The organism is Enterococcus sp. DIV1337a (assembly GCF_051712285.1).
In the GTDB taxonomy this organism is placed as follows: Bacteria; Bacillota; Bacilli; order Lactobacillales; family Enterococcaceae; genus Enterococcus; species Enterococcus faecalis.
The window spans coordinates 685,371-698,659 of the sequence record NZ_JBIOOP010000001.1; the positions used below are offsets into that span (position 1 = coordinate 685,371).

At 37.7% G+C, this 13,289-nt stretch carries 12 protein-coding genes and 1 riboswitch; of the genes, 7 read left to right on the forward strand and 5 right to left on the reverse strand.

The window, feature by feature from the left end:
• Positions 1–28 precede the first annotated feature (28 nt).
• Positions 29–634: a hypothetical protein gene (locus tag IGL49_RS03315; protein WP_104854539.1), complete on the reverse strand. Its 606-nt coding sequence runs from the start codon at positions 632–634 to the stop codon at positions 29–31.
• Positions 635–754: 120 nt separating this feature from the next.
• Complete coding sequence (locus IGL49_RS03320) at positions 755–2,977, reverse strand: HelD family protein (protein ID WP_164982957.1); 2,223 nt, start codon at positions 2,975–2,977, stop codon at positions 755–757.
• A 134-nt stretch (positions 2,978–3,111) separates the two neighbouring features.
• Here IGL49_RS03320 and IGL49_RS03325 point away from each other — a divergent pair, with 134 nt between their 5' ends.
• The 4 genes from IGL49_RS03325 to IGL49_RS03340 all read left to right on the forward strand — a co-directional run bounded on the left by IGL49_RS03325 (position 3,112) and on the right by IGL49_RS03340 (position 6,114).
• Entirely contained in the window at positions 3,112–3,882 is a 771-nt protein-coding gene (locus tag IGL49_RS03325; protein ID WP_104854537.1) for a TatD family hydrolase, read from the forward strand.
• Entirely contained in the window at positions 3,879–4,463 is a 585-nt protein-coding gene (rnmV, locus tag IGL49_RS03330) for a ribonuclease M5 (RefSeq protein WP_164982958.1), read from the forward strand. Before IGL49_RS03325 ends, rnmV begins: the two co-directional genes overlap by 4 nt.
• 18 nt (positions 4,464–4,481) lie before the next feature.
• Positions 4,482–5,369, forward strand: coding sequence for a 16S rRNA (adenine(1518)-N(6)/adenine(1519)-N(6))-dimethyltransferase RsmA (gene rsmA / locus IGL49_RS03335; protein ID WP_104854535.1), 888 nt, complete (start codon positions 4,482–4,484; stop codon positions 5,367–5,369).
• A gap of 127 nt (positions 5,370–5,496) precedes the next feature.
• A complete protein-coding gene (locus tag IGL49_RS03340; RefSeq protein ID WP_002355821.1) occupies positions 5,497–6,114 on the forward strand; it encodes a hypothetical protein in 618 nt (205 codons plus the stop codon).
• A gap of 49 nt (positions 6,115–6,163) precedes the next feature.
• Here IGL49_RS03340 and IGL49_RS03345 read toward each other — a convergent pair whose 3' ends face one another.
• The gene (locus tag IGL49_RS03345; RefSeq protein WP_002355822.1) at positions 6,164–7,267 is read right to left on the reverse strand and encodes an ABC transporter ATP-binding protein; all 1,104 of its coding nucleotides are present in this window, start codon (positions 7,265–7,267) and stop codon (positions 6,164–6,166) included.
• Between the two features lie 185 nt (positions 7,268–7,452).
• On the opposite strand from IGL49_RS03345, the gene mgsA reads away from it, so the two are divergent.
• Together mgsA and IGL49_RS03355 are read left to right on the forward strand one after the other, a co-directional pair.
• Positions 7,453–7,875 carry a methylglyoxal synthase gene (mgsA, locus tag IGL49_RS03350; protein ID WP_002355823.1) on the forward strand — a complete coding sequence of 141 codons (423 nt, stop codon included), beginning with the start codon at positions 7,453–7,455 and terminating at the stop codon, positions 7,873–7,875.
• Positions 7,876–7,941: 66 nt separating this feature from the next.
• Positions 7,942–8,109: riboswitch (THF riboswitch) on the forward strand.
• Positions 8,110–8,139: 30 nt separating this feature from the next.
• Positions 8,140–8,688, forward strand: coding sequence for a folate family ECF transporter S component (locus tag IGL49_RS03355; protein ID WP_162782638.1), 549 nt, complete (start codon positions 8,140–8,142; stop codon positions 8,686–8,688).
• Between the two features lie 51 nt (positions 8,689–8,739).
• Here the strand turns inward: IGL49_RS03355 and IGL49_RS03360 are convergent, their stop codons facing one another.
• Positions 8,740–10,506: an ABC transporter ATP-binding protein gene (locus IGL49_RS03360; protein ID WP_104854533.1), complete on the reverse strand. Its 1,767-nt coding sequence runs from the start codon at positions 10,504–10,506 to the stop codon at positions 8,740–8,742.
• Entirely contained in the window at positions 10,496–12,223 is a 1,728-nt protein-coding gene (locus IGL49_RS03365; protein WP_104854532.1) for an ABC transporter ATP-binding protein, read from the reverse strand. Before IGL49_RS03365 ends, IGL49_RS03360 begins: the two co-directional genes overlap by 11 nt.
• Before the next feature lie 125 nt (positions 12,224–12,348).
• Between IGL49_RS03365 and IGL49_RS03370 the strand changes: the two genes are divergently transcribed.
• Entirely contained in the window at positions 12,349–13,116 is a 768-nt protein-coding gene (locus IGL49_RS03370; protein WP_164982959.1) for a putative ABC transporter permease, read from the forward strand.
• Positions 13,117–13,289 lie beyond the last annotated feature (173 nt).

A 13,289-nucleotide genomic window follows, 5' to 3' on the forward strand; every position in this document is an offset into this window, starting at 1 on the left:
TTTGCGATTTTTCCTAGGCTTTTCTATTTTAGAGTTTCACTTTTTTAGGTATTCGTTTTTTACCAAAACGACCTTTCGTTAGGCGACTTGGTAAAATAATCAGTAAGAGTGAAAAAGGGACACTAATAATTTGCCACGTGAGTAAACGGCCTAAGCTATTATTTTTATAGAGCCACTCTAATATAAAATGCAGCCCTAAAATACTTAACAAAGCCAAGCCTGTCAGGAAATAAGGTGTTGATACCCAGTCGGTCGTTTTCAAGAGACTAAAACCTAAAGGAATTAGATAAAAGTAAGCACTTGTTAAAGTAATCCGCCAACTTTTCATAACGGTGCCTAAATTAATTATAAAAAAAAGTAAAGATAGGACTAAAGCAAAAGGTGGAAACAAAGCCACTAACGCCGAATAGATGGTTCCCCAGACGAGCATTAAGGGACCTTTAACAATAGCGGCAATAAGTGTAAACAAGCCAATTAGGAGTAACTGCTGTGTCAGTGAGCCAAAGGTTAGCAAGCCAAATAAAATAAGCAGTAGCCAGTGCCAAATGGTTTGGTTTTGTTGTTTTCGCTCAATAGTTACATTTTTTTGGATAGAGGTTTTTAAAAAATTCTCTAAATCAGGTGAGTGTTTCACCTTATCACGCTCCTCTCAACTTAAGAGACAATAAACGAGTAGGTCTACTAATTAAAAAGCAGGGCCTACTCGTTTATTATAAGTGGTTTTTCTAAAAATAAAATCCGCCTTAAGTCTCAGTTACTCGGCTGCCAAGTAAGGTGCAAACCATTCAGACAGTGTGTCGGTATAAGGTAAAACAACCCGTTTCATTCCACGAGAAATAGCAGTATACAGGATTTTTTTATCTCGTTTATTGTCAGAATAGCGATTAACATTTGGGTTATGAAGAATTACGTTATCAAATTCTAGACCTTTTGCCATATCAATTGATAAAACTTGCAGTGACGGATGCTCTTCCAATGAAAGAGAAGCACTGAGTTCTTTTGTTAATTGTTCTTTTTCTGCAAAAGTTTTAGTAATAATGGCGGTGCTTTCTTTCGGATCAAAAGTTGCAATGAAAGCGACGATTGTTTTAAGATAGTCAGACGCAGAATCACAAGGAATAAATGTCGGCTTTTCTCCATCATGCCGGATGGGCACAATGGTTAATTGCTCTGGTTGAGTGCCTAATGTTTGGAAGAGTCGTGTAATTTCTTTACTTGAACGGTAACTGTTTAATAATTGATACGTTCCAACAGAACGGCTGGTTTCGTTAACCAATAAATCATGAGCTTCAGAAAATTCAATGGCTGTATTAAAAATGGCTTGATTTTCATCACCAGCTAAAGTAAAACTAGCTTTAGGGAAAAGTGTCAGCAGTAATAATAATTGGGCTTCTGTATAATCTTGGACTTCATCGACTAGGATAAAAGCCATTTGCTGGTTGGCGAGGTTTTCAATAAATGCATGTTTCACCAAAATAAGGGCCACAATTTCATCGGCTGTGAAAACAGCTGTCTCTTTTTGATACGATTTTTCAGTGAATAAAGAATAAAACGTTTCAAAAAAGGCCCATTGATCTAGCCAAGCATCATTTTTGATAGCGGCAGTGATAGAGCGATATTTTTTCTTCAAACGTTTTAAAGCAAAATCAGCCAGATGTTTTTCATTATCTTCGGTAATCACTGTGCCAAAATAACGAACTTGTTCAGCTTCTGTTAAGTCTTGGAATTGATCCAACATTTTTTTAGAATGGGCTTGTTTTAATAAGTACCGTGTCCAAAGACTGGTTAATTTTTCTTTTGTGGCTGAAATTCGTTGGCGAATACTCAAATCAGCTGGTGTTTCTTGATAAAGTTTAAAAATTGTTTCTGAAGTAAATAAGGTCTGCTTTTTAAAAGTTAAAGGACGGAAAAAATGTGGCTGCACAACTGCTTTTTCAGGATTGCTTAAAAGAAACGTTGCAAATTCTTTTGAACGAATAACGTGCTCTTGCTCCGTTGCCTCAGAGCGAGTAATGCGTTCAAAATAGTCCGTTTCTTCTTCCATGGGCCATGCTTCTTTGGTAGTAAAGCGCAAAAATTGTAAAAGAGTCAAATTCAAGGGATTTCGTTCGCCTAAATTCGGTAAAACTTGAGAAATATAATCAATAAATGTTGAATTTGGTGAAAGTAATAAAATATTATCCGCCGTAATTTCTGCTCGATGTTGATAGAGTAAATAAGCAATCCGTTGCATAATCGCAGACGTTTTCCCACTACCAGCAATCCCGTTGACTAGCAGGAGTGGCTGCGTTTCGTCACGAATTATTTGATTTTGTTCTTGTTGAATGGTTGTCGTAATGTCCTTCATGTAAGGAGAAGCATCTTCTTCTAAAGAATGCAATAACACATCATCTTGAATCGCAATGGTTGTGTCAAAATAGTTGATTAATTGATCTTTTTCAATAATTAACTGTCTTTTCAAATTAAGTTGTACAGGAATGGTTTGTTGATGTGCCATGTAGGCTGTTTTCCCTAAAACATTGTCATAAAATAACGAAGCAATCGGTGAGCGCCAATCGTGAATGCGCGTTTCTTCTTCTAAAGAAGTAAAATCGTTTACGCCAATATAAAAGTTTTCTGGCTCTTCCGGGCTGTCTTCAAAAGTCACGCCAATTTTGCCAAAATAAGGAACTTGTAATAGACGTTTCACTTTGTCTAAATTTTTAGCCGTTGCTTCATTTTTTAAGTTCCACTGATCAATTTCACGGTTCTTCATTTCCAACATGGCAAACGTTTCTAAATTATCGGCATAACTATCAAAATTCAGCTTAGAATCGCGACCAAATTCTTCTAGCATATGTTTGCCATCTTTCATTGTGTTCGCCAATTGCTCTTCGTAAACTTTTTTAGCCGCTTGCAGCTCATGATAAACCGTTGTTAAATGCTGTTGTTCATAAATTTTTTCATCGGTCATGGAGATTCCTCCTTTTAATAACATGACTGAATAGTATACGTTACTTTTATCAGAAATGCAAGCGCTGTTTATGAGGAAATGGCGAATCTTGTCGCCTAGTCATTCAGATTTTTCAAGAAATATGATAAAGTAGAGAGGAGATAAAGGAGGCAATCATAATGATTTTTGATACACATACACATTTGAATGCAGAACAATTTAATGATGATATTCCAGAAACGATTGCACATGCCCAAGAATTGGGTGTTACAGAGATGGCCGTGGTCGGTTTTGATGAACCAACGATTGAAAAATCTCTTTTACTTAGTCAGGAATATGCCAATATTTATAGTATCATTGGTTGGCATCCAACAGAAGCGGGCAGCTATACGCCAGAGGTTGAACGACGATTACAAGAACAATTAACGTTGCCAAAAATTGTCGCATTAGGTGAAATCGGTCTTGATTATTACTGGATGGAGGATCCTAAAGAGGTGCAAGAAAAAGTCTTTCGCCGTCAAATTGCGATTGCTCGGGAAATGAATTTACCGTTTAGTGTGCATACGAGAGAGGCATTAGAAGATACCTATCGAATTTTAAAAGATGAAAAAATTTCAGATATTGGTGGAATCATGCATAGTTTCAGTGGCGATGCCGAGTGGATGAAGAAATTTTTAGATTTAGGTCTGCATATTTCTTTTAGTGGAGTCGTAACGTTTAAAAAGGCGTTGGATGTTCAAGAAGCGGCGATGGCGGTACCACTCGAACGAATGTTGGTGGAAACAGATGCACCCTATTTAGCTCCCGTTCCTTATCGTGGTAAACGGAATGAACCAGGCTATACACGATACGTAGTGGAAAAAATTGCTGAATTACGACAACTAACCTTTGAAGAAGTGGCAGAACAAACGAGAGTCAACGCTCATCGCTTGTTTGGGATAGATAAATGAAGGGAAAAATGAAAGTTGCAGAAATCATTGTCGTTGAAGGAAAAGACGACACACGCCGCATTCAAGAGGTAGTTGAAGCGGATACGATTGAAACGATTGGTTCTGCTATCAATGATGAAATTTTGACACAAATTGAACACGCACAAGAAACGAGAGGCGTAATTATTTTTACAGATCCAGACTATTCGGGCGAAAAAATTCGTAAAACAATAATGGAAGTCGTTCCTGATGCAAAGCATGCTTTTTTATCAAGAAAAGTCGCAGTGCCTAAAAAAAATGGCGGTAGCCTAGGGGTTGAACATGCTAGTGATGAAGCAATTATTGAAGCCTTAAAAAAAGTCGTGACACCTGTCCAAGCTGGTGAAGACTATCAAGAAATTCCTAGACAAAAACTAGTTGAATATGGTTTAATAGCGGGAGCAAATGCCAAAAAATACCGTGAATTATTAGGAGATGACCTAAGAATTGGCTATACAAATAGCAAACAGTTAGTCAAACGGTTAAGCATGTTTCGGATTACAGAAGCAGAATTGAAAGAAAGCATGACACGTATTTTAAAAGAACTTGCAAACGAAGAATAACTACATGGAGGAACAAGCGTGACGGACTATAAAGAAATTGCCACACCATCCAGAACCAAAGAAATACTAAAAAAGCATGGATTTTCATTTAAAAAGAGTTTAGGTCAAAATTTTTTAACAGAGCCTAATATTTTAAGAAAAATTGTAGAAACAGCGGGAATTAATCAGCAGACAAATGTTGTCGAAGTCGGGCCTGGAATTGGTGCATTAACAGAGCAATTAGCGATGAACGCAGCCCAAGTTGTGGCTTTTGAGATTGATGATCGCTTGATTCCTGTCTTAGCGGATACCTTAAGTCGCTATGATAATGTGACAGTGGTTCATCAGGATGTTTTAAAAGCTGACTTGGTCGAGACAACCAACCAAGTTTTTCAAGAGAAGTATCCGATTAAAGTAGTAGCGAACCTACCTTACTATATTACTACGCCAATTATGATGCATTTTTTAGAATCTTCTTTAGATGTAGCTGAAATGGTTGTGATGATGCAAAAAGAGGTCGCTGATCGAATTGCTGCTAAACCAGGAACGAAAGCTTATGGCTCATTATCAATTGCTGTCCAATATTTTATGGAAGCAAGTGTCGCCTTTATTGTGCCAAAAACAGTTTTTGTGCCGCAGCCCAATGTTGACTCGGCGATTATTAAATTGACACGCCGTGCTACACCAGCGGTGACAGTGACCAATGAAAAAGAATTTTTCAAATTAACCAAAGCCAGTTTCCAATTAAGACGTAAAACATTGTGGAATAACTTAACGCATTTTTATGGGAAAGATGAACAAACGGTGGCTTGGCTTAAAGAAAGCCTAGTTGAAGCAGAAATTGATCCTTCTAGACGTGGTGAAACATTGTCTTTAGAAGAATTCGCTCGTTTAAGTAATACTTTAGAAAAAAATAAACCAGTATAAAAAAGAACTTTCTGTTATTTATGAGAAATAACAGAAAGTTCTTTTATGTGTCTTGACACATTGCGGCTGTTCAGCTACACTTGAGAAAAACAAAAAGGTGTCATGACACCTTTAGGAGGCAGTTTTAATGAAAACAAACTCAGTAAAACGTTTAACAATTTCAGCACTTTTAATTGCAATGGGGATTATCATTCCAATGGTTATGCCAAGAATTACCATTGGTCCAGCCAGTTTTACGTTAGCAAGTCACGTCCCAGTTTTTATTGCCATGTTTATTTCTCCAGTGGTGGCAATTGCGGTTAGTCTAGGAACAGGTTTTGGGTTTTTCTTATCCGCGACACCGATTATTGCTTTACGGGCCTTATCTCATTTGATTTTTGCAGTCATTGGCGCAGTGATTTTACAAAAGCATCCAGAAATTTTAATTAATAAAGAGGGGAAATTCACTTTATTAAATGGAAAATTACAGTTGTTTAACGTGGGAATTGGAGTGATTCATTCCGCTGCCGAGCTAGTGGTTGTTTCTGTATTTTACACAATGGGCAACTTGCCAGGAACCTATTATACAGCCGGCTTCATGTATTCTATTTTTCTTTTGATGGGCGTTGGTGGATTAATTCATAGTTTGGTGGATTTCAGTATTGCCTACTTTTTAGCAAGTACCTTAAGTAAACATGTAGATATTCCAACTTTTACAGAAGCGAAACAACCCAAAGTGATAAAGAAGAAGGTTAAATTAGCATAAAGAGAATAATCGAGGCAGCCGTCATTGCGACGGCTGCCTCGAGATTTTTTTATTTAATGACTTCTTCTGTTTGAGGGTCGAAGAAATGTCCTTTGTTAATATCAAAAGCTAAGTCAATCATTTCACCAGGATGGTGGAAGTCACGAGCATCTACTTTTGAGATAAACTCTGTATCACCAATTTTTGTATAAAGCATGGATTCAGCCCCTAATAATTCAGAAACAACGACTTCAGATTTAATCACCGCATCTTTCATTGCCGTTAAAGCCACTTGTTCGCTATGAATATCTTCTGGCCGAATACCGAAAATTAATTCTTTGCCTTCATAACCATGTTCAACGAGCTCTTTGTTTCTTCCTTCAGGAATTGCTAGTTTTAAGCCATGTTGGTTAGAAATAACCCCATTGTTTAAGGTAACTTTGAAGAAATTCATGGCAGGTGAGCCGATGAACCCAGCTACGAACATGTTTTTTGGTGTATTGTAAACTTCTTTTGGTGAACCAATTTGTTGAATAAAGCCATCTTTCATAATTACGATTCGATCAGCCATAGTCATCGCTTCGGTTTGGTCATGTGTCACATAAATTGTCGTAGTTTCTAAACGTTGGTGTAGTTTAGCGATTTCAGCACGCATGGCTACACGTAATTTTGCATCCAAGTTTGATAAAGGTTCATCCATTAAAAAGACTTTGGCATCACGGACGATTGCCCGCCCAAGTGCCACACGTTGGCGTTGCCCACCAGAAAGTGCCGCAGGTTTACGCTGTAAGTACTCTGTTAAGCCCAGAATATCCGCAGCATTTTCCACCCGTTTTTTAATTTCAGCTTTATCATATTTTCTTAGTTTTAAACCAAAAGCCATGTTATCAAAAACAGTCATATGCGGATAAAGCGCATAGTTTTGGAAAACCATAGCAATATCACGATCTTTTGGCGCAACGTCATTCATGACTTTGTCCCCGATTGATAATTCTCCTTCAGTGATATCTTCTAAGCCAGCAATCATTCGCAATGTTGTTGATTTACCGCAACCAGAAGGTCCGACAAAGACGATAAATTCACGGTCTGTAATTTCTAAGTTAAAATCTGTAACAGAATAATGTTCTGCATTATCATATTTTTTATACACATTTCTAAGCGCCATTTCCACCATTTGATACGTCACTCTTTTCTTTTTGATTTGTTACTCATAGTTTAAATGAAAACGCTATCTTTCGGCAAGGGAGAATTGCACAAGAAAAAGAAGACTTTTTCGTCAAGGTGACAAAGGACAAACACTCTCAGCGGATTTATCGATAAACTTTTGTTATAATATAACAAAGACAGGAGTTGGATAACATGAAAATCGCTTTAATCGCTCATGATCGTAAAAAAACATTAATGATCAAACTAGCAACCGCTTATAAACATATTTTAGAAAAACATGAATTGTATGCAACCGGGACGACAGGCATGAAAGTGATGGAAGCAACTGGCCTACCCGTGCATTGCTTTAAATCAGGGCCATTAGGTGGGGATCAACAGATTGGCGCAATGATATCAGAAGACAACATTGATTTAGTTATTTTTTTAAGAGATCCTCTTTCTGCACAACCACATGAACCAGATGTGACGGCTTTGATTCGTCTCAGTGATGTCTATGAAATTCCTTTAGCGACCAATATTGGCAGTGCTGAAATTCTTTTGAGAGGTGTCGAGGCGGGGTTTGCGGACTTCCGTGAGGTCATCCATGAAGGCGATCGTCGACCGTTAGCTTTTTAGAGAACCTTAATGGTTATTTTGACTATTTTGTGGTATATTTTATGAGGACTTTTGTCCAAATAAAATAACAGAGTAGGAGACAAAGCGTTAAGTGCTAAAAGGATGGGATGTTGCCTTTTGGACGAAGAACATAAATAGTGTGTTGCTAGAAAGCAAAGGTTCTTACTTTGCTTATCATCAGAACAACACGTTCAGCTTTTTAATGTTCGCGGTTTTGTTTTCGCATTCGCTGCATGGTTCGTCATGTAGCAGCTCTTAGAGGAGATGCTAAAAATGACAAAGAAAAAATTTGGCACAAAATCCATTGCGTTAATGGGCGTACTCATTGCGGTGGTCGTTGTCTTTTCACGCTTTTTTGCGTATGAAACAACGTTTTTAAAAATCAGTTTCACGTTTATTCCAGAATCATTGATTGGGATGATTTTCGGACCTTTTTGGGCTGGAATCGGCACGGCGGTGGCTGATGTAGTAGGAATGTTGCTTTTTCCAAAAGCAGGCTATTTTCCTGGGTTTACTTTAAATGCCTTTTTGGCTGGTGCTATTTATGGTTATTTCTATTATAAGAAAGAAATGACATGGCAACGAGTGATTTTGGCGACATTGATGGTCACCGTTTTAATTAATATCATTTTAACTCCTTTATGGTTAAGTTTAATGTATGGAGTCAATCTAGCAAATTTTGCTTGGTGGGTGCCACGCTTAGTTAAAACAGTTATTTTCTTTCCCATTCAAGTAATTGCCACTTATTATTTAGGCAATAAAATTCCTTTTAAACGTTTATTTGGGAAACCATTATCTGAATTAGATCAATAAATTTAAAATTAAAAGAGTCACTTTTCATCATCCCAGAAAAGTGACTCTTTTTTATTGTGCTTTTTGATTAAACTGTGCTTCGTAAAGGTCACGATAATAACCCTGTTCTTTTTGCAATAATTCGTCATGGGTACCAATTTCAACCACTTGACCATTATCCATAACTAGAATTTTTTCAGCACTTTTGATTGTTGCTAAGCGATGGGCAATAACAAAACTGGTCCGGCCAGTCATCATTTGTAAAAAAGCATCCTGAATTTTTTGCTCAGTCAGCGTATCAACTGAACTGGTCGCTTCATCTAAAATAAGCATCGGCGGATTACTAATCATCGTGCGTGCAATGGTCATTAATTGTCGTTGTCCTTCAGAAATTTTAACGCCTTGGGAACCAATCTCGGTATCTAGTCCTTGAGGCAAACGCATGACGAAATCAAAAATATGGGCTTTTTTCATGGCTTCTATGATTTCTTCCTCAGAGGCTTCAGGATTACCGTACGTTAAATTTTCCCGAATGGAGCTATCGAATAGCCAAGTATCTTGGAGAACCATGCCAAAACTTTTTCGTAAGCTATCCCGAGTAATTTGAGTAATGTCGTGAGTATCAACCGTAATTTGGCCACGGTCTACCTCGTAAAAGCGCATTAACAAATTCACTAATGTTGATTTACCCGCACCAGTTCGCCCAACAATGGCAATTGTTTCTCCTGGTTCAGCAATTAAATTAAAGTTTTCGATTAAAGGTCGCGTTGGCGTGTAAGAAAAATCAACATCTTTAAATTCAACACGGCCTCGCGCTTCTTTCAAAACAATTGCGTTCGGGGCATCAGGACGTTCAACTGGTTGATCCATCATATCAAAGGTACGTTCCAATCCAGCTAAGGCTGCTTGGATTTGGTTGGTGATGCCTGAGAGTTCAATAAAAGGTTTAGAAAATTGACTAGAGTAAATGGTGAAACTGGAAATAACACCAACTGTGACTAAAGGATTGCCACTTAAAACTAACAAGCCACCGACTAATCCAATCGATAAATAAGATAAATGATCGATAAATCGAGAAAGTGGGTTGGTTAAGGAAGAAGAAAACTGAGCCTTCTGTCCTTTTTCATACAACGTTTGATTCAATGCTTCAAATGTTTCTTGCGTAGCTTGTTCTTGTTGAAAGGCTTTAACAATTTTTTGGTTGCCAACCATTTCTGAAACGAAGCCGGAAATTTCACCAACAATCGTTTGTTGAGCAGCAAAGTTTTTTTGTGAAGCTTTTGCGACAAGCCAGTTTACAATAAAAATAATCGGCGTACTGATAAGAACCACTAATGTGAGCAGGGGACTTAGCCGAATCATAAAGAGTAAGGCAACAACGACGGTGGCCATGCCAGAAAATAATTGGTTGAAGACGGCCGAGCAAGCCATTGAAATATTGTCAATATCGTTGGTAAAGCGACTGACGATATTGCCGTGTGACGTTTGGTCATAATAACTTAACGGTAATTGATTTAAATGGGCAAAGGCGTCTTTTCTCAGCTGTGTGGTCGATAAATAAGACACGCGATTACCGAGACGTTGAATCAGCCATTGACTTAGAGCGGTTACGAGTAAAATTCCTGCTAATAAACCTAAAATTTTGATGAGTTGCGCAGCATTGACTTGCCCTTTCCCAACCATTGTATCAACGGATTTACCTATATAATAAGTCATGAGGACAGTCGAAAAACCACTGAGAATTCCTAGGATTAAGGCGCCGATAATTTCTTTTGGATAGCGTAGTAAATACGGCTTAAAACGTGAGAAGGCACCAAAATGAATTTTTTTAGTTTGCATGGGTATCCTCCTCCTGTGACGCAACGATTTCTTGATACTCTTTAGAAGAAGTAAGTAATTCTTCGTGGGTGCCAAGACCAGCGACTTTTCCACTATCTAGGACTAAAATTTGATTCGCCGTAGCAATCGAGCTCACGCGTTGTGAAATTAAAATGACAGTTGTCTCTGCTCGCTCTTTTTGTAAAGCACGGCGCAGATTCAAATCTGTTTGATAGTCGAGGGCACTCAAGGAATCATCTAAAATAAGTAAATGCGGTTTTCTAATCAAGGCGCGGGCAATGGTCAACCGTTGTCTTTGTCCACCAGAAAAGTTTTTTCCGCCTTCGTTAACAGGTGTGTCTAACCCTTGGTCTAATTGTTCAACAAATTCTTTGCATTGGGCGATAGCTAATGCTTCCCAACAGTCTTCATCAGTTGCATTTGGTTTGCCCCATTGTAAGTTTTCTCGAATAGTCCCTGTAAATAAGACGGCAGTTTGTGGGACACTTGCAACTTGTTGGCGTAAAGTAAAGAGCGGCCAATCGCGCACATTTACACCATTAATAAAAAGGTTTCCTGCACTCACATCATAAAATCTGGGAATGAGTTGGGTTAAGGTACTTTTCCCGCTGCCGGTAGGTCCCGTGATACCGAGAATGGAGCCTTTAGGAATCGTAAAATTGATATTTTCCAAAGCCAAACCGGCCTCTGGTTCATAGCGAAAATCCACATGGTCAAAGGTAATATCACCAAATTGTGGAGATGTTTTTGCTGATTCTGGTGTATCTGTTAACTGGCTTTCTACAGTTAAAACCGCATTGACACGGTTTGCGGAAGCGGCGGCTCGCGTAAAAATTACCACGAGATTAGAAGCAACAATTAAAGCGAGCATCATTTGATTCATATAATTGATCAATGCTAAAACTTCCCCTTGTTGCAAGGAACCAAAAGAAACTTTTAAGCCACTAAAATAAAGTAAAAATAAAATCCCAACATTCATAATCAAAGTGGTTAAAGGCGTTAATAAAGCAGAGACATTCGATACGCGAATGTAAATATCGCCTAAATCATCTGAAGCTTTATCAACATGTCGTTGTTCTGTTTCCTTTCTAGCAAACGCACGGATCACACGGACGCCGCTTAAGTTTTGACTGATTTGACGGTTTAACCGATCCAAATATTCTTGGACTTTTTGATATAAAGGCACAGTCACTTTAATGATAATAAAGAGAATAAGGCTAAAAATTGGTAAAAGTAATAGGAAAAGAAAGCCCATCTGTACATCAATGTAAAAAGCCATGACCACAGAACCGATACTTAAAAAAGGTGTTCGAATGACCAAACGAATAAACATCGCTAAAGCCAATTGAAGCTGATTGATATCGTTTGTGATCCGAGTGATGAGGGTATCTGTACCAAAACTATTCAATTCTTTGTGTGAAAGCTGATTAATTTTCTTCATTAATTGATTTCTTAGCTCCGTCCCAAAACCTTGTGAAGCGACTGAAGCATAATATTGACAAATCATAACAAAAAATAAACCAACTAACGACATAACGAGCATCCAGAGGGCCATTTCTATGACAGTCTGTCGGTCGTTTTGACGAATACCGACATCGACTAAGTGAGCCATGAATAAGGGTAAGACTAACTCGAAACAAGCTTCTAAAAATTTGAAGATTGGACCGAGGATAATTTGTTTTCGATAATTTTTTGCGTATTTCAGTAAACCAAACATAAGATTCCTCCCTTTGCTGCTCTCATTGTAGCCTAATCTTTCAATGAAAGAAAGTTGTTCGCTACATTTTCTCAACTTCTGTTAAAATAGAAGAAAAGCGCAAAGAAGTGGAGTGTGACAGAAACGTGGAAAAAATGAGTCAGGTTATTCTGTTATTTTTTATTTATTCCTTTATCGGCTGGTTATGGGAAACGGTGTATTGTTCATTAAAAGCTAAAAAATTTGTTTATCGAGGATTTTTGGTAGGCCCCTATTGTCCTATTTATGGATTTGGGATCTTAAGCGTTCTCTATTTTGTGGAACCCTTTGAGAATAATCTCTTGGTATTGTATGTTGGCTCAGCTGTTTTAGTGACGATATTAGAATATGTCACTAGTTATGGCTTGGAAAAACTGTTTCATGCCTCTTGGTGGGATTATCATGATGTACCTTTTAATTTAAACGGTCGCGTGGCTTTACCGGTTTCTCTTTTTTGGGGATTGGGTTGTGTCTTGATTGTCAAAGTTATTCAACCAGAAATCGCCAAAGTTGTCAGCTTTTTACAAGCAACCTTTGGCAACTACTTAGCACTTTGCATAGTGATTGTAATGGGGCTTGACTTAATTTATACATTGCTGAACATGCAAGGCTTCAAAAAACTCATTACCGAGATGGGACAAACGTTGGAAACGAACCAACAAGAATTTAAGCAACGGTTGGACACAAAAATGGAAATCGCTACAGCTGATTGGCAGAAGTTAAAAGAGCGAACCAAAAAAGAGCATTTCCAAAATCGGTTAAATTTCCAACAACGTCGTTTTATTAACAATTACCCAAAACTAACTTTAAAAAACATTAAAAATTCCAAAGAAGTTCGGCATCTCTTAGAAGATTTGAAGAAAAAGGTTCAATAATTAACAAAAAATATTACAAAATATTTCAATCAATGGTCTAATGGGATGAAAAAAAGAAAAATCGTCAAAGGCCAGTTTTTAAGGCATCTTAAGAAATTCTTAAAGAATTAAGATAGAAATGGACTAATGAATAAACGCAGGATAAAAAACGAGCTGCATTTAAATTGTAATAA